Here is a 22,093-nt window from a genome sequence, read left to right as displayed (position 1 = left end):
GCCAACAGGCGTTGGCAAACACTCGTTGACCCAGGAGGCAACTCGTGAACACGCTCCCCACCAGCACCGATGTCGTCATCGTCGGGGCAGGCCCGACCGGCCTGACGCTCGCCGCCACGCTGGCTGGCCGAGGCATCGACGTCGTCCTGCTCGACCGGCAGGCCGAGGGCGCGAACACCTCGCGGGCCGCCGTCGTGCACGCCAGGACGCTGGAGGTGCTCGAGGAGGTCGGCGCGACCGAAACGATGGTCGCCGAGGGCGTCCGCTCGACCAGGCTGGTCGCCCGCGACCGGGACCGCGAGCTGTTCGGCACCAGGTTCGACCGGCTGCCCACCCGCTACCCCTACGCGCTGATGCTCTCCCAGGCCCGCACCGAGGCGATCCTGCTCGACCGCCTGCATGCGTTGGGCGGCAGGGTTTTCCGGCCGTACACGGTCACCGACGTCAGCCAGGACGCCGAGCGCGTGACGGTGACCGTGGCCGACGAGAACGGCGACCGGCACGCGATCACCGCGCGATACGTGGTCGGGGCGGACGGCATGCACAGCGCGGTGCGCGAGCACGCCGGCATCGGCTTCACCGGCGGCACCTACGGCGAGTCGTTCCTGCTCGCCGACGTCGAGATGGACTGGAGCCTGCCCACCGACGAGGTCACCCTGTTCTTCGCCGCCGCCGGCATGGTGGTGGTCGCCCCGCTCCCCGGCGGCACCTACCGGTTCGTCGCCACGGTCGACGAGGCCCCCGAGCACCCGACCGTCGCCGACGTGCAGGCGCTGCTCGACCAGCGCGGCCCGCTGCGTCGCCCTGCCGTGGTGCGCGAGGTGCGCTGGGGGTCGCGGTTCCGGGTGCACCACCGCGTCGCCGACACCTACCGGGCCGGGCGGGTGCTGCTGGCCGGCGACGCCGCGCACGTGCACAGCCCCGCGGGCGGGCAGGGCATGAACACCGGCATCCAGGACGCGGTCGCCCTCGGCCACGCGCTCGACGCGGCCATGACCGGCGGCGGCGACGGTCCGCTCGACGAGTACACCCGCACCCGCCGCCCGGTGGCCGAGCAGGTCGTCGCCGTCGCCGACCGGCTCACCAGGCTGGCCACCGTGCCGCCGAGGATCCGGCCGCTGCGCAACGCGGCGATGCGGCTGGCGGGCCACCTACCGCCGGTCCGCCGGAAGCTCACCTGGCGGCTCTCGGGCCTCGACTACCGCTGACCTCCCGGGACCGCGCTAGTCGAGCGCCTTCCGAACCTTGATCCGGACGTCGGGCCACGGCGGCCTGCGGATCGCGGCGACGCCGAACAACACGACCGCCGCGAGACCGATCAGCGCGCCGAGCCGGTGCACCGCCGTGGCGTCGAACGCCGGCTCCCAGGTGGCCTTGCCGTCCTTGACGACGAACACCCCGGCCGGTGCGGCGCCGAAACCGAGGCCGGCCCTCCCGGCAAGCTCGCCCCCTTGGTCCTGACCGCCGCCCGTGCGACCGCCGCCACCACCGCGAATCCTCGCGACGGGGATGATGGTCGTCCCGTCAGCCGTCTCGAACGGCTCGCCGAAGACCTGCTCGGAACCGAGTTCCGTCGGCAGACTCGCCACGATCTCCCATAACCGCACCGGCACTCCTCTCGTCAACCTTCGGTCAACGGTAGGCCAGCCGACGCCGGGCGACCGGGTTTCATTCCACGACACACGGACCAGGTCGGGAAACCCGCCACCGCCCGGCCGCGCCGCCACCCGAATGTCCGCAAGTGTGTCAACTGGCACTGTTCGCGCGGCGTTCGGATGCGAGCATGTCGATGGTGATGCCGCGATGACAGAGTCACGATCAGCCGTCCACCGCACCATCCTGGCGGTGGACGTGGAGGGGTTCGGGGACCGGAACCGGACCACCCCGCACCAGGTCGCGGTGCGGCAGGGCCTGTACCGCGCGCTGGATCGGGCCTTCCGCGACGCGGGCATGTCGTTGGCCGAGTGCCGGCACGAGGATCGCGGCGACGGCGTGTTCGTGCTGGCTCCCGCGCAGACACCCAAGGGGCCGTTCGTGGAGTCCCTGCCGCACGCGCTGGCCGAGGAACTGCGCCGGCACAACGCGACGCACCGGCGGGAGGAACGGATCCGGCTGCGGCTGGCGCTGCACGCCGGGGAGGTCGCCATCGACGAGCACGGCGCGACCGCCGGGGCGATCAACCTGACGTTCCGCCTGCTTGAGGCGCGCGCGGTGAAGACCGCGCTGGCGGAGTCGCCCGGCGTGCTTGCGGTGATCACGTCGGAGTGGTTCTTCGACGAGGTCGTCCGCAACAGCCCGGTCGCCGATCCGGCCACGTTCCGACCGGTCGAGGTGACGGTGAAGGAAACCAGCACGGTCGGCTGGATCTGCCGCCCGGACCGGCCCTACCGGTCCGACCCGGAGGTCCTGTCGGCGGCCGGCGCGCGCGAGCCGGCCGGCGACCCGCGACCCGCGTCGGCCGACCCGAGGCCACCCGGCACGACGGTCACGATGACCGCGACGACGTCGGACCACAGCCGCGTGTACCAGGCCGGAGGGGATCAGCACATCACGGAGGGGTGAGTTGATGAGTCCCAGCGAAAACCCTGACGCGGAAGCGGAACCGGCGCGAGTTCCCGGCGACGGGATCCACCTCGAGGCGACGGCGTCGGACGCGGCCCGCGTCTACCAGTCCGGCCGGGACCAGCACATCCACCATCCCCGCGGCGTGCGCGATCAGCGCGCCGCCGCGCGGGACGACCCAGTGCGGGAGTGCCCGTATCCGGGTTTGGCCGCATTCGGGCCCGAGCAGGCCGGCTGGTTCTTCGGGCGGGACAAGCTCGTCGCGGAACTCGTCACCCGCCTGGACCAACGGCAGCACACCGGCGGGATGCAGCTGGTCATCGCCCCCTCGGGAGCGGGAAAGTCCTCGCTGCTGCGCGCCGGGCTGCTCCCGAAACTCGACCACGCCGCGCTGCCCGGCTCGGACCGGTGGCCGAAGGTGGTGCTGACGCCCACCGTCGACCCGCTGTGGGTGCTGGCCGCCAACCTCGCCAGGCTGACCGACACCGACGTGCTGACGTTGGTCGGCGACCTCGCCGAGGACCCGTCCCGCTGCGTCGCCCAGCTCGCCGACGCCGTGCGCGACCGCGCCGACGACCCGCACGCGCGCGTTGTCGTTGTGGTGGACCAGTTCGAGGAGCTGTTCACCCTCTGCACGGACGACCGCCAACGCCGCGCCTTCATCGAGGTGCTCGTCCGCCTTGCGGGCGGCCCGACCGGTGGCGGGGACCCGATCGGCGTGGTCGTGGTGGGGCTGCGGGTGGACTTCTACGCCGCCTGCGTCGACCATCCTCGGTTGCGCGCCGCGCTCCAGGACGCCCCGCTGGTGGTCGGGCCGATGTCGGACGAGGAACTGCGCGAGGCGATCAGCTTTCCCGCCAACGATGTCGGGCTGGCGGTCGAACCGGGGCTGGTCGAGCTGCTCCTGCACGACCTCGGCAGCACGGCCGAGATCGGCGCGAACGGGGTCACCAGCTACGAGGCCGGTCGGCTTCCGTTGCTGGCACACGCGTTGCGGGCCAGTTGGCAACAGCGAGACGGCTCCGTCCTGACCGTGCAGGGGTACCGGCACACCGGGCACATCCGGCACGCCGTGGCCACCACCGCCGAGGAGGTGTATGCCAACCTGGACGGCGCAGGGCGCCTGCTGGCGCAGTCGTTGTTCCTGCGGCTGACCAAGATCGGCGACGGGACCGAGGACACCCGGCGACGCGTGCCCCGCGCCGAGCTGTTGGACAGCGGCACCGACCCGGCGGCAGCGGCGGCGGTCGTCGACGCGTTCACGCGGGCCAGGCTGCTCACCCAACAACGGGACACCGTCGAGATCACGCACGAGGTCCTCCTGCGCAGTTGGCCCCGGCTGCGAGAGTGGATCGACACCGACCGGGTCGGCAGGCTCACCCAGCAGAACCTCGAGGAGGCGGCCACCGCCTGGCACCACCACGGCGGCGACCAGTCCCTGCTGTACCGGGGATTCCAGCTCGACACCGCGCACAACTGGGCCAGCACCGCGCCGCACAACGGCCTCAGCCCGACGGCGCAGGGCTTCCTCACCGCCAGCACCAGGGCGCGCCGCCGAAGCACCCGACGACGCACCACGACCATCGCGGCCCTCGCGACGCTCACCCTGGTCGCCAGCACCACCGCGGTCATCGCCGTCGTGCAACGGGGTGAGTCGGTGCATCAGCGCGACTCCGCCGTGTACAGCCGGGTTCTCGCCGAGGCCGACCAGCTGCGCGGCACCGACACGTCGCTGTCCGCCCAGCTCAACCTTGTCGCACACCGGATGCAGCCCGACGACGAGACCTACACCCGGCTCCTCAACGCCGAGAACACCCCGTTGTCCACGCCGCTGCCCCCGCACAAGGACCAGGTCTCCTCTGCGGTGTTCAGCCCGGACGGGCACACCCTCGCCACCGGCGGGAAGGACAACACGGTGCGGCTGTGGAACGTCACCGACCCCACCCGACCGACGCAACTTGGCCAGTCCCTGACCACGAACATCCACGACGCCGTCTACTCGTTGGCGTTCAGCCCGGACAGCCGTGTCCTCGCCGTCGCCGAGAACGACAAGACGGTGTCGCTGTGGAACGTCGCCGACCCCGCGCGGCCGATCGCCCTCGGCCAGCCCCTCGTCGGCCACAGAAACGCCGTGTCCTCGGTGGCGTTCAGCCCCGACGGACACATCCTCGCCACCGGCAGCGCCGACAAATCGGTGCTGCTGTGGGACGTCACCGATCCCACCCAACCGAAGGTCCTCGGCCAGCCACTCGTCGGTCCGACCGACATCGTCTGGTCAGTGGCGTTCAGCCCGGACGGCCACACGCTCGCCGTCGGCGACAGCGACAAGTCGGTGTGGTTGTGGAACATCACCGACCCCACCCAACCGAAGGTCCTCGGCCAACCCCTCACCGGCGGTCACAGCAACATGATCATCTCGGTGGCGTTCAGCCCCGACGGACGCACCCTCGCCACCGGCAGCGGCGACCAGACGGTCCGACTGTGGAACGTCGCCGACCCCACCCAGCCGAAGGTCCTCGGCCAACCGCTCACGGGCCACACCAACATCGTCCTGTCGGTGGCGTTCAGCCCGGACGGGCACACCCTCGCCTCCGCGAGCGGCGACCAGACGGTCCGGCTGTGGAACGTCAGCGACCCCAACCAACCCACGCCGCTCGGCCAACCGCTCGCCGGTCACACCAACGCCGTGGCCTCGGTCGCGTTCAGCCCGGACGGCCGGACACTCGCCACCGGCAGCTACGACAGTTCCGTGCGGCTGTGGGCCCTGCCCGACACCCTGTTGACCGGCCACGCCGACGCCGTCCGCGCCGTGGCGTTCAGCCCGGACGGGCGCACCCTGGCGACGGCGGGCTACGACAGGTCACTGCGACTGTGGAACCTCACCGACCCCCGAGGACCCACTCCGCTCGGTGGCGCGCTGATCGGGTCCACCGCCGCGCTGGCCTCGGTGGCCTTCAGCCAGGACGGGCGCACCCTCGCCACCGGCAGCTTCGACCAGACGGCCCGACTGTGGAACGTCACCGACCCCGCGCGGCCGAAGGCGCTCGGCCAACTGACCAGCCACGCCGGCGCAGTCATGTCCGTGGCGTTCAGCCCGGACGGACACACCCTCGCCACCGGCGGCTACGACAAGGCCGTCAGTCTCTGGAACGTCACCGACCCCGCGCGGCCGCGCGCGCTGGGGCAACCGCTGAAGGGCTACGGCGGCAGCGTCAACTCGGTGGTGTTCAGCCCGGACGGGCACACCCTGGCCACCGGCGGCACCGACGGCCTGTTGCGGCTGTGGAACGTCTCCGACCCCGGCCGGGCAGCGCTCCTCGGCCTGCCGCTCACCGGGCACAACAACATCGTCTGGACAGTGGCGTTCAGCCCGGACGGGCACCTGCTCGCCTCCGGCAGCGGCGATCAGTCGGTGCGGCTGTGGGACGTCACCGATCCGGTGCGGCCCAAGACCCTCGGCCAACTGACCGGCCACACCAACACCGTCTACTCCGTCGCGTTCAGCCCGGACGGGCGCACGATCGCCAGCGGAAGTTCCGACACCACGGTGCGGCTGTGGCATATCGCCGACCCCAACCACCCCACCGCTCTCGGCCGTCCGCTTACGGGCCACACCAACTACGTCTACTCGGTCGCGTTCAGCCCCGACGGGCACACACTCGCCAGCGGCAGCGCCGACAAGTCGGCCAGGTTGTGGGAGGTGCCCGTGGAGCGGGACATCGGGCGGATCTGCTCGGCCACCAGAGACACCCTGACCGCCCCGCAATGGCAGAACTACGTCGGCAACGGCATGCCCTACGCCCCTCCGTGCGGCTGACCGAACGCGACGCGGTCGGCCGCGTCGGCCCGGAGTGATCACCACATCACCAGGGGGATGAACGATGAGTCCCAGCGAAGACCCTGACGCGGAGCCGGAACCGGCGCGGGATCCCGGCGACGAGATCCACCTCGAGGCGCGGGCCTCCGGCACGGCCGAGGTCTACCAGGCCGGCCGAGACCAACACCGTTACTACTTCGACGGTGTGCGCGAGCTGCGCCGCACCACGCCGGGCCCGGCCACGCAGGACTGCCCGTATCCGGGGCTGGCCGCGTTCGGGCCAGAGCAGGCCGGCTGGTTCTTCGGGCGGGACACGCTTATCGCGGAACTCGTCACCCGCCTGGACCACCGCCGACACACCGGCGGGATGCAGGTGGTCATCGCGCCTTCCGGGGCGGGAAAGTCCTCGCTGCTGCGCGCCGGGCTGCTCCCGAAACTCGACCACGCCGCCCTGCCCGGCTCGGACCGGTGGCCGAAGGTGGTGCTGACGCCCACCGTCGACCCGCTGTGGGTGCTGGCCGCCAACCTCGCCAGGCTGACCGACACCGACGTGCCGGAACTGGTCGAACGGCTCACCGCCAACCCGTCGCTGTGCCTCCCCATGCTCGCCGACGCGCTGCGCGACCGCACCGACGACGACCCGCGGGCACGCGTTGTCGTTGTGGTGGACCAGTTCGAGGAGCTGTTCACGCTCTGCGTTGACGACCGCCAACGCCGCGCCTTCATCGAAGTCCTGGTGGAACTGGCGGGCGGCCGAGCGGACTCCCGGCTGGGTGTGGACCCGGTCGGGTTGGTCGTGGTCGGGGTCAGGGCGGATTTCTACGCCGCCTGCCTCGACCATCCCCGGTTGCGCGCCGCACTCCAGGACGCCCCGCTGGTGGTCGGGCCGATGTCGGACGAGGAACTGCGCGAGACGATCCTGCGGCCCGCGTGGGGCACGGGACTGGACGTCGAACCGGGACTGGTCGAGCTGCTCCTGCACGATCTGGGGACCACGAGCGGAACCGGCGAGGACGCGGCCGGCGCCCACGAGGCTGGGCGACTGCGGCTTCCGTTGCTGGCACACGCGTTGCGGGTCAGTTGGCAACAGCGGAACGGCTCAACGCTCACCGTGGCGGGCTATCTGCACACCGGCCGCATCCAGGACGCCGTCGCCAACTCCGCCGAGGAGGTGTACGCCAACCTGGACGACGCCGGGCGGCTCGCGGCGCAGTGGTTGTTCCTGCGGTTGACCAAGATCGGCGACGGGACCGAGGACACCCGGCGACGCGTGCGCCACGCCGAGTTGGTGAGCGGCAGCACGAACCCGGCGGAGGTCGCGGCGGTCGTGGACGCGTTCACCGAGGCGCGCCTGCTCGTTCGACAGCAGGACACCGTCGAGATCACGCACGAAGCGCTGATTCGCGGTTGGCCCCGGCTGCGCGGCTGGATCGACACCGACCGGGTCGGCAGGCTCACCCACCAGAACCTGGAGGAGGCGGCGGCCGCCTGGCACCAGCACGACCGCGACCAGTCCGCGCTGTACCGGGGAAGCCAGCTCGACACCGCGGACACCTGGGCGGCCACCTCGGCACCCGGCGACCTCAGCCCGACGGCACGGGAGTTCCTCACCGCCAGCACCACGGCACGCCGCCGAGGCACTCGACGACGCACCGCGACCATCGCGGCCCTCGCCGCGCTCGCCCTGGTCGCCACCGCCACCGCCGTGATCGCCGTCCAGCAACAGCGCGACGCGCTCCGCCAGCGCGATCTCGCCGTCTACAGCCGGATCCTCACCGAGGCCGACGAGCTGCGCGGCACCGACACGTCGCTGTCCGCGCAACTCGACCTCGTCGCGCACCGCATACAACCCGGCGACGAGACCTACACCCGGCTCATCACGGCGGGAAACACCCCGCTGTCCACGCCACTGACCGGGCACACCGGTTCCGTCTGGTCGGTGGCGTTCAGCCCGGACCGACGCACCCTCGCGAGCGTCGGCGCCGACCACACCGTGCGGCTGTGGAACACCGCCACGCCAGGCGAAGCCGCCTCGCTCGGCCAACCGCTGATCGGTTCCTTTGGCATCGTCTGGACGGTCGCGTTCAGCCCTGACGGGCACACCCTCGCCACCGGCAGCAACGACAACACGGTGCGGCTGTGGAACGTCACCGACCCGGCCAGGCCCTCGGCGCTCGGCCAGCCCCTGAGCGGCCACACCGACGCGATCTACTCGGTGGCGTTCAGCCCGGACGGGCACACCCTTGCCAGCGCCAGCGCCGACCACACGGTGCTGCTGTGGAACGTCAGCGACCCCAACCAACCCACGTCGCTCGGCCAGCCCCTCACCGGCCACACCGACTCCGTCTACTCGGTGGCGTTCAGCCAGGACGGACACACCCTCGCCAGCGGCAGCGCCGACCACACCGTGCGGCTGTGGAACGTCGCCGACCCCACCCAGCCGACGCCGCTCGGCCAACCCCTCACCGGCCACACCGGCACCGTCTTCTCGGTGGCGTTCAGCCCGGACCGACGCACCCTGGCCAGCACCGGCGCCGACTACACGACCCGGCTGTGGAACATCACCGACCCCAGCCAACCCACGTCGTTCGGCGCGCCGTTGACCGGTCACTTCAACACCGTCACCGCGCTGGCGTTCAGCCAGGACGGACACATCCTCGCCACCGCGAGCGACGACCAGACAGTGCGGCTGACGGACACCAGCAACCCCCGCCAGCCCACACCGCTCGGGCAACCCCTCACCGCCCACACCAACGCCGTCACCGCGCTCGCGTTCAGCCAGGACGGACGCACCTTCGCCACCGGCAGCCGCGACAGCACGGTCCGGCTGTGGAGCCTGCCAGCCTCGCCGCTCACCGGCCACACCAACTACGTCTACTCGGTCGCGTTCAGCCCCGACGGACACACGCTCGCCACCGGCAGCCGCGACAGCACGGCGCGGCTGTGGGACACCACCAACCCCGCAAGGCCCACACCGCTTGGCACCCTCACCGGCCACACCAACACGGTCCTGTCGGTGGCGTTCAGCCCGGACGGGCACACCCTTGCCACCGGCAGCTACGACAAGTCGATCCGACTGTGGAACCTCGCCGACCCCGGCCGGCCGACCCCGCTTGGCCAACCTCTGCTCGGCCACACCGACGCCGTCTGGTCGGTGGCGTTCAGCCCGGACGGACACACCCTCGCCAGCGGCAGCGCCGACAAATCGGTACGACTGTGGAACATCAGCGACCCCACCAGGGCGACTCCCCTTGGCGAGCCACTGGTCGGCCACACCAACGTGGTCAGGTCGGTGGCGTTCAGCCCGGACGGGCACACCCTCGCCACCGGCAGCGAGGACAAGTCGATCCGACTGTGGAACCTGACCGACCCCGCCAAGGCCCTGCCCCTCGGCGAGCCGCTCACCGACCACACCGACTACGTCTACGGAGTCGCGTTCAGCCCAGACGGGCACACCCTGGCCAGCGCCAGCGCCGACTCCACCATCCGACTCTGGAACACCAACAACCCCAACAAAACCACGCCACTCGGACAACCCCTCAAGGGCCACACCAACTACGTCTACGCAGTCGCGTTCAGCCCAGACGGACACACCCTGGCCAGCGCCAGCGCCGACTCCACCATCCGACTCTGGAACACCAACAACCCCAACAAAACCACGCCACTCGGACAACCCCTCAAGGGCCACACCAACTACGTCTACGCGGTCGCGTTCAGCCCGAACGGACACGCCCTCGCCACCGGCAGCAGCGACCTGTCCGTGCGGTTGTGGGGCCTCGACGTCGACCAGGACGTCGCGTGGATCTGCGCGGCCACCAGGAACACGCTCACCGCCGAGCAGTGGCAGCGCTACGTCGGCGGCGACCTCCCCTATCAGCCGCCCTGCGGGTGAGCCGGACATGCGGGAACCCCCGCCCGCGAGGATCGCGGACGGGGGTTTCATGCAACGCGCTCAGCTCTCGTAGGCCGACAGGGGCGGGCAGGAGCAGACCAGGTTGCGGTCGCCCTTGGCGCCGTCGATCCGGCGCACCGGCGGCCAGATCTTCGGCGCGGCGTGCCCGGCGGGGAACACCGCGACCTCCCGGCTGTAGGGGTGGTTCCACTCGCCGGTCACCGACGCGGCCGTGTGCGGGGCGTTGTGCAGCGGGTTGTCCTCGGCGGGCCACTCCCCCGAGCCGACCAGGTCGATCTCGTGGCGAATCGCGATCATGGCCGCGCAGAAGCGATCCAGCTCGGCCAGGTCCTCGCTCTCGGTCGGCTCGACCATCAGCGTGCCGGCCACGGGGAACGACATGGTCGGCGCGTGCAGGCCGTAGTCGGCCAGCCGCTTGGCCACGTCGTCGACGGTCACGCCGGTCGCCTTGGTGATCCCGCGCAGGTCGAGGATGCACTCGTGCGCGACGAAGCCGCCCTCACCCGTGTAGAGCACCGGGAAGTGCTCGTCGAGACGCCGCGCGACGTAGTTGGCCGCGGCGACCGCGGTGAGCGTGGCCCTGCGCAAGCCGTCGGCGCCCATCATCCGCACGTACGCCCACGAGATCGGCAGGATCGACGCGCTGCCCCACGGCGCCGCGCTGATCGGGCCGACACCGGTCGCGGGGCCCGCGGTCGGCTGGAGCGGGTGGTTGGGCAGGAACGGCGCGAGGTGCGCCCGCACGCCGATCGGGCCGACACCGGGACCGCCGCCGCCGTGCGGGATGCAGAACGTCTTGTGCAGGTTCAGGTGCGACACGTCCGAGCCGAACTTGCCGTACTGGGCAAGGCCGATGAGCGCGTTGAGGTTCGCGCCGTCCACGTACACCTGGCCGCCGGCGTCGTGCACCAGGGCGCAGACCTCGCGCACGGTGTCCTCGTACACGCCGTGCGTGGACGGGTAGGTGATCATGATGGCGGCGAGGTCGTCCGCGTGCTCCTGCACGGTGGACCGCAGGTGCGCCATGTCGATGTTGCCCTGCTCGTCGCAGCGCACCACGACGACGCGCATGCCGGCCATCACGGCGCTGGCCGCGTTGGTGCCGTGCGCGCTGGAGGGGATCAGGCAGACGTCGCGCGCGCTCTGGCCGCGGTCGCGGTGGTAGGCGCGGATCGCGAGCAGGCCGGCGAACTCGCCCTGGCTGCCGGCGTTGGGCTGGATGCTCACCGCGTCGTAGCCGGTGACCTCGGCCAGCCACCGCTCCAGGTCGCCGACGAGCTCGAGCATCCCGGCCGCGTCCTCGACCGGCGCGAACGGGTGCAGGTCGGCGAACTCGGGCCAGGTGATGGGCTCCATCTCGGCCGTGGCGTTGAGCTTCATGGTGCAGGAGCCGAGCGGGATCATGCTGCGGTCCAGCGCGACGTCCTTGTCCGACAGCGCGCGCAGGTAGCGCAGCAGCGCCGTCTCCGAGCGGTGCGCGTGGAACACCGGGTGCGTCAGGTACTCGGAGGTGCGGCGCAGCTCCGGCGGAATGCCGTCTGCGGTGTCCGCGTCGAGCGCGTCCACGTCGGCAACGGCGACGCCGAACGCCTTCCACACGGCCGACAGGTGCGCGCGGGTGGTGGTCTCGTCGCAGGCGATGCCGACGTGGTCGGCGTCGACGAGGCGGAGGTTGACGTCCTGCTCCCTGGCCGCCGCGACGACCTCGGCCGCGCGGCCGGGCACGGCGGCGACCACGGTGTCGAAGAACTCGCCGTGCACGACGTCGACGCCGCCCTCGCAGAGCCCGGCGGCCAGCACGGTGGCCATCCGGTGCGCCCTGGTGGCGATGGCGCGCAGGCCCTCGGGGCCGTGGTAGACCGCGTACATGGAGGCGATCACGGCGAGCAGCACCTGGGCGGTGCAGATGTTGCTGGTGGCCTTCTCGCGGCGGATGTGCTGCTCGCGGGTCTGGAGCGCGAGCCGGTAGGCCAGCGAGCCGTCGGCGTCGACGCTCACGCCGACCAGGCGGCCGGGCAGCTGCCGCTCCAGGCCCTGGCGGACGGCCATGTAGCCGGCGTGCGGGCCGCCGAAGCCGATCGGCACGCCGAAGCGCTGGGTGGTGCCGACCACGACGTCGGCGCCGATCTCGCCCGGCGGACGCAGCAGGGTCAGCGCGAGCAGGTCGGCCGAGGTGACGGCGAGCGCGCCAGCCTGGTGCACTTCGGCGATCAGCGCCTCATGGTCGCGGACCACGCCGGACGCGCCGGGGTAGGACAGCAGCACGCCGAAGAAGTCGCCGCCGAGGCCGAGGCCCTCGATGCCCTGGGACAGGTCGGCGACGACGATCTCGATGCCGAGCGGCTCGGCCCTGGTCTCGATGACCGCGATGGTCTGCGGCAGCGTGTCGGCGTCCACGACGAAGCGGTTGGACTTGGATCGGCCTGCGCGGCGCACGAGGGTCATCGCCTCGGCGGCGGCGGTCGACTCGTCCAGCATGGAGGCGTTGGCCAGCGGCAGGGCGGTGAGGTCGCCGATCACGGTCTGGAAGTTCAGCAGCGCCTCGAGGCGACCCTGCGAGATCTCCGGCTGGTACGGCGTGTAGGCCGTGTACCAGGCCGGGCTCTCCAGCACGTTGCGGCGGATCACCGGCGGGGTGACGGTGCCGTGGTAGCCGAGGCCGATCATCTGCGTCATGGGCCGGTTGCGGGCGGCCAGCGCGCGCAGCTCGGCGAGCGCCTCGAACTCGGTGGCCGGGGCCGGCAGGTCGAGCACGAGCTCGCGTTCCCGGATCGACGGCGGCACGGCGCGCTGGGCCAGCTCCTCGAGCGAGCCGACGCCGATCACGTCGAGGATCCTCGCCAGCTCGGCGGGCCGGGGACCCACGTGCCGGTCGGCGAAGGGGGTGCCGTGCTCGAGAGCGGCGAGAGGAATGCGGTCCTGAGTCATGCGGGCGCCTCCGGCGGTTGGGCATACGGCTGTTCGTCATCTGGCACTGCTGCCGTTGCCCTCCCCCTCTGTCCGTGCCCGAGCCAACGGGCGCCTGAGAGCTTCACCGGCCGGGTGCCCGGGGTTCGGGCACCGGCGCGGTTTGCACCGTCGGCGGGGTCGTCCGCGCGCGCACGACCCGCTTTCCAGAGGCGTCTACCCGCGCGGTCCTTCTGCCTGAGAGGTTCCGGGGAGGATTTGCTCCTTCGGCGCCGGGTCCGAGGTCGACCCGAGCTCTCCCGCGTGGGGTAAGCGACTACCAGCGAATCCTACCCCGAGCCGACCGGCCGACAGTGCTGCGGCCAGCCGATATCACTGTCCGAATGCGCCGAGAAGGCGTCCCTCCTGACATCGCGGGTCAGGAAAGACGCCTTCGAGACGTGCCGGGACTGCTCAGCCGGTGGCGCGGGCGCGACGCCGCCGGGACAGCTCGTCCTCGGTGATGGGGCTGATCTCCAGGCCGTCCGCCCGCTCGGCGGGGAACTCGTGGATGCTGCCGCTGATCTCCCGCATGGCGCCGCTGACCGCGATGCCGAACACGCCCTGGCCGCCCTGCAACAGGTCGACGACCTCCTCGGGCGAGGTGCACTCGTAGACGGTGGTGCCGTCGCTGAACAACGTGATCCTGGCGAGGTCCTGCACCCCGTGCTTGCGCAGGTGCTCAACGGCCACGCGGATGTTCTGTAGCGAGACCCCGGTGTCGAGGAGCCGCTTGACAACCTTGAGCACCAGGACATCCTTGAAGGAGTACAGGCGCTGGCTGCCCGAGCCCTGTGCACTCCTTATCGTCGGCGACACCAGATCGGTGCGCGCCCAGTAGTCGAGCTGCCGGTAGGTGATGCCCGCGATCTGACACGCGGCTGGCCCCCGGTATCCGACGAGTTCGTCTGGCATCGAGGAGTCCGGGAACAGTTCGCCCTGTTCGCCGGCCTCGGCCCTGATGGGCACTTCCTCGACCACGCCTGCCTCCCCTCGTCCGGCCTTTCGACCGGCGACCGACACCGACGGTCCCGCTGAGGGGAACGCCGGACGTGACCTCGCCGCGTGTGGAATCACATGACGGCGATTCACTCGACCTCGACGGTAGGTCGGGGTTGCGGGCGGGTCAACGCGACGCGCGGGGCGGAATGAACCTCACCCTCAAGTAGAGGTTGAGATAACGCTAATGATCATCCCTGTCGGTCACCGTGCGTGTCGGGCTCGCGGGCAATCAATGACCACAGGTAACTGAGCGGCTCGCCACCTGCCTCGTTGCGATCTGCAAATTCGCTGATGAGTTCGACCATCCGTTCGCGGAGTTCGGCCTGCGACTCCGCGCCGAGCCGCAGCGTCCCCCGCGCGCCGTCCCTGCTCGCCTCGGGGCCAGCCTCGATCAGCTCCGCCCGGTGCGCGGCCAGCATCGCGAGGTCGACCTGCCTGGACAGCTCCGGCTGCTCGAAGTCGATGACGCCGAGCCCCCAGGTGCGCTTGGTCGCCCGGTACGGCCGCTCCAGCGCCCCGCGCGCCCCGGTGCGCACCGGCTCCGCGGCCAGGAATCCCGTCCGCACCAGGACCCGGACGTGCCGGAGCACGGTCGCCGGCGCCACCCCGAGCCGCTGCGCCAGCTCCTGGTTGGTGCGGGCGCTGTCGAGGCACAGCCGCAGAATCCGCCAGCGCAGCGGATGCCCTAGCGCCCGCAGTTCCTCGACCGTCGCGTTGCGGTCCCGATCGGGCTGACCTGGCATTCCGCGAGGCTAACCGAGCACGGCCGAGGACAGCCCTTGCCACGCCACAACCGATTTGCTTTGCTGCTATCGATTTCACAAGTTGCAACCACTTGGAGTCGACGTGCGCGAACTGGTCGAACGGGTCGGCGCCTGGGTGCGCCGGCACGACGCCGAACTGCTCGCCGAGCTGGCGGACTGGATCACCCAGCCGAGCGTCAGCCGTACCGGTGAGGGAATGACCGAGGCAGCACGCCACGGTGTCGCGCTGCTGGAGCGCTCCGGGCTCGCCGCCGAGGTCGTCGAGACGGCGGGCTGGCCGGTGCTGATCGGCACCGATCCCGGCCCGCCAGGCGCCCCGCACGTGCTGATCTACGGGCACTACGACGTGCAACCGCCCGGCCCGCTGACCGAGTGGACCAGCCCGCCGTTCCGGCCCGAGGTGCGCGACGGTCGGATGTACGGGCGCGGCACCGGTGACAACAAGGGCCAACACCTCGCCCAGCTGCTCGGGCTGCGCGCGCTGCGCGAGCTGACCGGCGGCCTGCCGTGCCGGGTGACCGTGCTGCTCGACGGCGAGGAGGAGATCGGCAGCCCGCACCTGGCCGAGGCGGTGCGGGCCAGGATCGCGCCGGAGCGCCCCGACCTCGCGCTGTGGAGCGACGGGCCGGTGCACGAGTCCGGGCGCGCCTGCGTGGTGCTCGGCGTGCGCGGCGTGCTGGCCTTCGAGCTGCGCGCGACCGGCTCGCACATCCCGCTGCACTCGGGCAACTGGGGCGGCGTCGCGCCGAACCCCGCCTGGCAGCTCGTCCAGCTGCTGGCCACCATGCGCGACGCGGAGGGCCGGGTGCTGGTGGACGGCTTCGCCGACAGCGTCACGCCGCTGAGCCCCGGCGAGCTGCGCGCGCTGGCCGACCTTCCTGTGGACGTGCCGACCGTGCTCGCCGACATCGGCGCGCCGGGCCTCGAACCGCCCGCGTCGGCGGGCTACTACCAGCGACTGACCTCCCCCACCTTCACCATCAACTCGCTGACCTGCGAGGACGCCGGCGAACACCGGACCGTCATCCCCAACGTGGCGATCGCCCGCTGCGACATCCGGCTGGTCGGCGGCCAGCGCACCGAGGACGTGGCCGACGCGCTGCGCGCCCACATCGCCAGGCACGCGCCCGGCGTGGAGTTCACGACCGGCGCGGCGATGCAGCCCTCGCGCACGCTGCCAGAGACCGCCTACACCGAGGCCGTGCTGGCCGGCGCGAACGCCGGACTCGGCGAGCCGCCGCTGCTGGTGCCGGCGCTCGGCGGCAGCCTGCCGATCGCCTCGTTCACCGAGCAGCTCGGCGTGCCCTGTTACGGCGTTCCGCTGGCCAACGTGGACGAGGCCAACCACGCGCCGGACGAGAACCTGGAACTGAGCTGGTTCCGGCGCGGCATCGTGGCCGCGGCCGCCATCCAGCAGGCGATCGCGGAGGCCGCACGATGACTCGCGCCGAGAGCAGTCTCGCCGAGAGCAGTCTCGCCGAGAGCAGTACAACTGTGCGGCACGTCGACGCGCTCGGCGGTGGGGTGCCGAGCCCCGACGGGCGGACGGTGGCCTACGTCAGCGACGCGGGCGGGCGGCCTCAGGTGTGGCTGCGCGCGACCGACGGATCGACGCCGGCCAGGGAGCTGTCGGTCGGCGGGGTGGTGACGCGGTGCGTGTGGCGGCCGGACGGGACGGGGCTGCTGGTGCAGACCGACCCGACCGGCGCGGAGGACTACCAGCTCGCCGAGCTGGACCCGGCCACCGGCGAGGTGAGCAGGCTGGCCGACGAGCCCGGCGTGCGGCACGAGATCGGCATCCCGTACGGGACCACCGGCGACCCCTACAGCCCGGACGGCATGCTGTTGGCCTACGCCAGCAACAGCAGGGACCGGAGCTGCTTCGACGTCCTGGTGCGGGATCTGGCCACCGGCGTGGACCGGCTGGTGCTGCGCGGCGACGACCGGTACCTGCCGGTCTGCTTCTCCCCCGACTCCCGGCGGCTGCTGGTGCTTCGGCTGCACCAGAACACCGAGCACGACCTGTTCGCCGTCGACCTGGCGCCGAGTCCTGGGACACCCGCCGACGACACCGTCACGCACCTCACCCCGCACGACGGCCCGTCGAAGTACCTGCCGATCGGCTGGTCCGAGGACGGGATCTACCTGTGCGCGACGCACGGCCGCGACTTCCTCGGCGTCGCGCTGCTCGCGCCGGACGGCGAGTGGCGGTGGCTCGACACGCCCGACCACGACGTCGAGGGCGGGGCGCTGTCGCGGGACGGCCGGTGGTTGGCCTGGGGCGTCAACGTCGACGGCTACACCGAGCTGGTCCGCCTCGACCTGCGCACCGGCGACCGCGGGCCGGTGCGCGGCCTGCCGCGCGGGATGGCCGTCACCGAGCACGGACTCGGCGGCCACGCGCTGCGGTTCACCGACGACGGCTCGGCGCTGCTCGTCCAGCTGGCCAGGCCGGACGCGGCGACCGAGCTCTACCTCGCGGACCTGGCCACCGGGGGCGCGCGCCGGCTCACCGACGCGGGCCGGGACCTGCCAGGCGGCCTGGTCACCCCGGAGATCGTCAGGTTCGACAGCGCGGACGGCCTGACCGTCGACGGGCTGCTGTACCGCCCGAGCGGCGAGGACAGGTCACCCGTCGTGGTGCTCGTGCACGGCGGGCCCGAGTTCCGCACGTATCCGGCTTACGACCCGCTGATCCACGCGCTGCTGGCGAACGGGATCGGCGTGCTGGCGCCCAACGTGCGCGGCTCGTCCGGGCGCGGCATGCGGTACCAGCGGCTGGTCTACCGCGACTGGGGCGGCGGCGACCTCGCCGACCTGGCCGCGGCCGCCGGGTTCCTGCGCGGGGTGGACTGGGCGGACGGCGACCGGCTCGGGGTCTATGGCGCGTCCTACGGCGGCTTCGCCGCGCTGAGCTGCCTGACCAGGCTGCCGGAGCTGTGGCGGGCCGGGGTCAGCGAGTGCGGGCCGTCCGACCTCATCGACGACATCCGGTCGTTCCCGCCGACCTGGCGGCTGCGCGGCCGGGACTGGATCGGGGATCCCGACGATCCCGAGGACGCGGCGATGCTCATCGAGCGCAGCCCGCTGCACAACGCGCACCGGCTGCGCGCGCCACTGCTGTTGATGCACGGCAGCAACGACACCAGGGTGGCCGTGGAGAACTCCGACCGCATGTTCCTGCGGCTCACCGACCTCGGGCTGCCGGTGCGGTTCGAGGAGATCGCCGGCGAGGGGCACGTGATCGCGGACCGGGACAGTCAGGCGGCCATCCTGCGGACCATCGTCGCCTGGTTCGTGTCGCACCTGTAGTGCGGTGTCCAGCACGTGCGGTGTCCAGCACGGCGAAAACGCGCGGACCCGGTGCCACGATGGGCGCCGGGTCCGCACGTTGTGCACACGGAACGATCAGGTGTCGGCGCCTCGGAAGTCCTCAGGCGACACGGAGTCGAGGAACTCGCGGAACTTCTCGACCTCGTCCTCCTGCTCGTCAGGGATGACCAGGCCCGCCTCGGCCAGCACGGACTCCTCGGCATGGATCGGCACGCCGACCCGCAGGGCCAGCGCGACCGAGTCGCTCGGCCGCGCGGAGACCCGGATGTCCCCGTCGAACACCAGCTCGGCGAAGAACGTGCCCTCCTGGAGGTCGGTGATCCTGACCTGCTCCAGCTCCCGGCCAAGTGCGCCGATGACGTCCTTGAGCAGGTCGTGGGTGAGCGGCCTTGCCGGCCGGACGCCCTGCTGTTCCAGCGCGATGGCTGTGGCCTCCACCGAGCCGATCCAGATCGGCAGGTACCGTTCGCCTTCGGTTTCGCGCAGCAACAGGATCGGCTGGTTGGCGGGCAGCTCCACCCGCACTCCGACGACGCGCATCTCGCTCATCGGGTATCGCCTCCCTCAGCGCGCTGAACCTTGGCGTCCCCGCTGAAACGAGGATCCCTCACCAACACGGTCGACGCTACCCGCCAAGCGGGCCGCATGCTCGCCCCCGTTGTCCTTTGCATCGTGTTCGACACCATCCCGATGCGGATGTCCCAGACAGCGGACATCTCGGCATCAAATCGTCAACTGCCTGCCACATTTCGCAGGCCCGCCTTCACCAGCAGCGTATGCAGGGTCACCGACAACGCGGCCAGTTCGCGCACCACCTCGTCGGCGCGACCGCGCGCGTCCCGGTCCCGTTGCCGGTACAGCGGCGTGACGATCTGCTCCAGCAGCCCCACCTCGCGGTCCGCCGAGGCGCGGAAGGCCCGCAGGTGCCGAGGTTCAATGCCGAACTCGGTCATCGCGCGCACCGTCCTGGCCACGAGCAGCGCGTCCGGGTCGTAGAAGCCGGCCGCACCCGGCCTGATCAGCCCGTACTGCTCGAGTTCGCCGAGCATGGCGAGGTCGATCCCGCTGTCGGCGAGCAGTTCCTCGCGGGTCAGCCTGACCTCGGCGGTCGCCGCGAAGTGCACCGCCCTCGGCAGTCCGTCCACTGAGGCCAACGTGCGAGCCGGCCGCGCGGGCTGGGCCGCTGGCTCCTCGGTCCGGTCGGCCGCGTCGAGCTGCTCCTTGATCACCTTCAGCGGGAGATAGCGATCCCGCTGCGCGGCAAGCACGAACCGCAGCCGCTCGACGTCGACCGGACTGAACTGCCGGTACCCCGATGGCGTGCGGGCCGGGCGAACCAGACCCTCCGACTCGAGGAACCGGATCTTGGAAATGGTCACGTCGGGGAACTCGGGGCGAAGCTGCGTGAGCACCGCCCCGATACTCAACCCGCCGCGTTGCGGTCGCCCGGCCGCCGTCACTGAGCCCCCTGGCCCCCGGATGCCGGACCGGTCAGGAACACCAGGCGGAACTTGCCGATCTGGACCTCGTCGCCGTTGGCCAGGACCGCGTGGTCGACCGGCTCGCGGTTGACGTAGGTGCCGTTCAGGCTGCCCACGTCGATCACGACGAACGCCCCGCTCTCGCGGCGGAACTCGGCGTGCCGGCGGGAGACCGTCACGTCGTCGAGGAAGATGTCGCTGTCCGGGTGGCGACCCGAGCTGGTGGTGTCCCGGTCGAGCAGGAAGCGGGAGCCCGCGTTCGGGCCGCGCTTCACCACCAGCAGGGCGGAACCAGCGGGAAGCGCGTCGACACCGGCGACCGCCGGCTCCTGCGCCGGGGCGTCGGGGACGCCCTCGACGTCCGCGAGGAAGTCCGCACGGAAAATGGACGTCCGCTCCGGAGACTGCTCCGGTGGAACGCCTGGCCCGTCGTTCGTGCTCACCTGAGCTCTCCTCCTGCTGGCTGATCCATCGAGACTGTCCAAACCTATCGTGCCTGAACTACCACGCCGTTGGCGGCTCCCAAACAGGGCGAGGAACCGTCGAAAGATCGACATCAGCCCTGCTCCGCCAGGGGCTTGTAGGCGGCGGCGTCGAGCAGGCTGTCCAGGTCGTCCGGGTCGTCCAGCCGCAGCTCGATGATCCAGCCCTCGCCGTACGGGTCCTCGTTGATCAGCTCCGGCTGCTGGTCGAGCGCGTCGTTGCGGGAGATCACCTCGCCGGCGAGCGGCGCGTAGATGTCCGACACGCTCTTGGTCGACTCGACCTCGCCGAGCGTGTCGCCCGAGGCGACCTGCTGGCCCAGCTCGGGAAGCTGCACGAACACCACCTCGCCCAGCTGCTCCTGGGCGTAGTCGGTGATGCCGATCCGCACGGAATTATCGCCGGTGCGCGCAACCCATTCGTGTTCCTGGGTGTACTTGAGCTCCTCCGGAATCACCTTCGGTGTTCTCCTTCTTGCTGGTCATCTTCCCGTTTCAGCCGGACGGCCGAGCGTATTGAGACGTTCACACGTGCCGCAAGGCAATGATCCCAAGCGTTATCCACCGCGTCACCTCAGGCATTCCCCGCACGCCTGCCGCCGCCCCCGCGCACGGCCCGCAGCGCCTGGTAGACGTACAGGGCGGCCGACCACAGGTACAGCACGCCGCCCCAGGCGGTGAAGGCGTAGGCGAACGGGCGGGCGAGCTGGGCCGCCGTGGAGCCGCCCTGCGCCAACAGCAGCAGCGGAAAGGCGTACAGAAGGCAGAATGTGGCCGCCTTGCCGAGGTAATGCACCTCGGGCGGGCCGAAGCCGGCACGGCGCAGAATCGGCAGGAAGGCGCCGACGACGACTTCGCGGCCGATCAGGACGGCGGCGATCCACCACGGAATGATGTCGCGCACGACGAAGGCGACAAGCGTGGAGAACACGTACAGCCGGTCGGCGGCGGGGTCAAGCAGCGCGCCGAGCCTGCTCGCCTGGTTCAGCCAGCGGGCCAGCTTGCCGTCCAGCCAGTCGGTGATGGCGCTGGCCGCGAGGACGACCAGCGCCCATCCGTCAGCCTTCGGGCCGAGCAGCAGCCACAGGAACAGCGGAACGCCGGCCAACCGCAGCACGCTGAGCACGTTGGGGATGGTCAGCAGCCGGTCGGCGGGATCGGTCCCGCCCTGCGCCGACACGCTGCCTGGCTGCGCCACGTGCTCTCCCCTGCCGCTCGCTTCTTGGCGCGGTTTTGGGTATGCGGACGGCAGCTACTGCCTGACCCTCCCCCGCGCGGTGAGGTAAGCGTGCCACACGCGATCGGAGTAAGCCTCGGGCGCGTCGCGCACCCGGGAAGATCAGGAGCCTCGCACCCGGAAGATCGGGAGCTGCGCACCCAGAAGATCGAGAGCCAGGGGCCCGGGAAGATCGGGAGCCTGCGGTCAGCGCCCCGGCGTGCGGCTCCAGCCGCGACGCTGGAGATCGGCGCCACTAAGTGCCCTCGGACGGCCTCGGTCATCCCTGCCCACCCAGCGGACTCGGCCGTGCGCGCCCTCAAGCACGTAGGCGTGTCCGCAGCTCCAGACGACGCTGCACGGCTCGGTCGGCAGCGAGCTGCCTACGGCGATGCCGGCGCGAGCCGCGCGTGACGCGGGGTCGGAGTCCGTTCGGGTGTCGACGCTCATTTCTCATCCCTCCGTGTGGGCTGTCGCGCGACGCGCGCCAAGCGTTAGCCCATACGAGGAATTGTGATCCCGGAACTCCGTCCTGTCCGGCATTTCGGCCCGACACGCGGTCACCGGACCGGTCCGG

Annotated in this window: 16 protein-coding genes and 1 riboswitch; of the genes, 6 read left to right on the top strand and 10 right to left on the bottom strand. The window is 71.4% G+C overall.

The window, feature by feature from the left end:
• Positions 1-44: 44 nt before the first annotated feature.
• On the top strand, positions 45-1,208 hold the full coding sequence (locus F0L68_RS31120) for an FAD-dependent oxidoreductase (RefSeq protein ID WP_149853429.1): 1,164 nt from the start codon (positions 45-47) through the stop codon (positions 1,206-1,208).
• 15 nt (positions 1,209-1,223) lie between these two features.
• Here the strand turns inward: F0L68_RS31120 and F0L68_RS31115 are convergent, their stop codons facing one another.
• Positions 1,224-1,607, bottom strand: coding sequence for a spore germination protein GerW family protein (locus tag F0L68_RS31115; protein ID WP_223199284.1), 384 nt, complete (start codon positions 1,605-1,607; stop codon positions 1,224-1,226).
• A 196-nt stretch (positions 1,608-1,803) separates the two neighbouring features.
• Between F0L68_RS31115 and F0L68_RS31110 the strand changes: the two genes are divergently transcribed.
• The 3 genes from F0L68_RS31110 to F0L68_RS31100 all read left to right on the top strand — a co-directional run bounded on the left by F0L68_RS31110 (position 1,804) and on the right by F0L68_RS31100 (position 10,271).
• On the top strand, positions 1,804-2,562 hold the full coding sequence (locus F0L68_RS31110) for a hypothetical protein (RefSeq protein ID WP_149853427.1): 759 nt from the start codon (positions 1,804-1,806) through the stop codon (positions 2,560-2,562).
• A gap of 4 nt (positions 2,563-2,566) precedes the next feature.
• Positions 2,567-6,379, top strand: a complete 3,813-nt coding sequence (locus tag F0L68_RS31105; RefSeq protein ID WP_149853426.1) for an NACHT and WD repeat domain-containing protein — start codon at positions 2,567-2,569, stop codon at positions 6,377-6,379.
• 64 nt (positions 6,380-6,443) lie between these two features.
• Entirely contained in the window at positions 6,444-10,271 is a 3,828-nt protein-coding gene (locus F0L68_RS31100) for a WD40 repeat domain-containing protein (protein WP_149853425.1), read from the top strand.
• Positions 10,272-10,331: 60 nt separating this feature from the next.
• On the opposite strand, the gene gcvP is transcribed toward F0L68_RS31100, so the two are convergent.
• The 3 genes from gcvP to F0L68_RS31085 form a co-directional block, all read right to left on the bottom strand.
• The gene (gene gcvP, locus F0L68_RS31095) at positions 10,332-13,220 is read right to left on the bottom strand and encodes an aminomethyl-transferring glycine dehydrogenase (protein ID WP_149853424.1); all 2,889 of its coding nucleotides are present in this window, start codon (positions 13,218-13,220) and stop codon (positions 10,332-10,334) included.
• A gap of 194 nt (positions 13,221-13,414) precedes the next feature.
• A riboswitch (glycine riboswitch) is annotated at positions 13,415-13,511 on the bottom strand.
• A 141-nt stretch (positions 13,512-13,652) separates the two neighbouring features.
• On the bottom strand, positions 13,653-14,219 hold the full coding sequence (locus F0L68_RS31090) for a MerR family transcriptional regulator (RefSeq protein WP_149853423.1): 567 nt from the start codon (positions 14,217-14,219) through the stop codon (positions 13,653-13,655).
• 209 nt (positions 14,220-14,428) lie between these two features.
• The gene (locus tag F0L68_RS31085; protein ID WP_149853422.1) at positions 14,429-14,983 is read right to left on the bottom strand and encodes a transcriptional regulator; all 555 of its coding nucleotides are present in this window, start codon (positions 14,981-14,983) and stop codon (positions 14,429-14,431) included.
• Positions 14,984-15,086: 103 nt separating this feature from the next.
• On the opposite strand from F0L68_RS31085, the gene F0L68_RS31080 reads away from it, so the two are divergent.
• Both F0L68_RS31080 and F0L68_RS31075 read left to right on the top strand, forming a co-directional pair.
• The gene (locus tag F0L68_RS31080) at positions 15,087-16,445 is read left to right on the top strand and encodes a M20/M25/M40 family metallo-hydrolase (RefSeq protein ID WP_149853421.1); all 1,359 of its coding nucleotides are present in this window, start codon (positions 15,087-15,089) and stop codon (positions 16,443-16,445) included.
• Positions 16,442-18,316, top strand: coding sequence for a S9 family peptidase (locus tag F0L68_RS31075; protein WP_149853420.1), 1,875 nt, complete (start codon positions 16,442-16,444; stop codon positions 18,314-18,316). The genes F0L68_RS31080 and F0L68_RS31075 overlap by 4 nt, the downstream gene beginning before the upstream one ends.
• A gap of 96 nt (positions 18,317-18,412) precedes the next feature.
• Here F0L68_RS31075 and F0L68_RS31070 read toward each other — a convergent pair whose 3' ends face one another.
• The 6 genes from F0L68_RS31070 to F0L68_RS31045 all read right to left on the bottom strand — a co-directional run bounded on the left by F0L68_RS31070 (position 18,413) and on the right by F0L68_RS31045 (position 21,966).
• Positions 18,413-18,886, bottom strand: coding sequence for a bifunctional nuclease family protein (locus F0L68_RS31070; protein WP_149853419.1), 474 nt, complete (start codon positions 18,884-18,886; stop codon positions 18,413-18,415).
• 182 nt (positions 18,887-19,068) lie between these two features.
• Positions 19,069-19,797: a transcriptional regulator FtsR gene (gene ftsR, locus F0L68_RS31065; protein WP_188316925.1), complete on the bottom strand. Its 729-nt coding sequence runs from the start codon at positions 19,795-19,797 to the stop codon at positions 19,069-19,071.
• Entirely contained in the window at positions 19,794-20,261 is a 468-nt protein-coding gene (gene garA, locus F0L68_RS31060; RefSeq protein WP_149853417.1) for a glycogen accumulation regulator GarA, read from the bottom strand. Before garA ends, ftsR begins: the two co-directional genes overlap by 4 nt.
• Before the next feature lie 113 nt (positions 20,262-20,374).
• The gene (gcvH, locus tag F0L68_RS31055) at positions 20,375-20,758 is read right to left on the bottom strand and encodes a glycine cleavage system protein GcvH (protein WP_149853416.1); all 384 of its coding nucleotides are present in this window, start codon (positions 20,756-20,758) and stop codon (positions 20,375-20,377) included.
• Between the two features lie 116 nt (positions 20,759-20,874).
• Positions 20,875-21,498: a cardiolipin synthase ClsA gene (gene clsA, locus F0L68_RS31050; RefSeq protein ID WP_223199283.1), complete on the bottom strand. Its 624-nt coding sequence runs from the start codon at positions 21,496-21,498 to the stop codon at positions 20,875-20,877.
• 225 nt (positions 21,499-21,723) lie between these two features.
• Positions 21,724-21,966 carry a hypothetical protein gene (locus F0L68_RS31045; RefSeq protein ID WP_188316924.1) on the bottom strand — a complete coding sequence of 81 codons (243 nt, stop codon included), beginning with the start codon at positions 21,964-21,966 and terminating at the stop codon, positions 21,724-21,726.
• Positions 21,967-22,093 lie beyond the last annotated feature (127 nt).

This window comes from Solihabitans fulvus (assembly GCF_008386585.1).
Lineage (GTDB): Bacteria > Actinomycetota > Actinomycetes > Mycobacteriales > Pseudonocardiaceae > Solihabitans > Solihabitans fulvus.
Note: the sequence above shows the minus strand (reverse complement) of the source record. Positions and strands in the feature narration are given on the sequence as shown.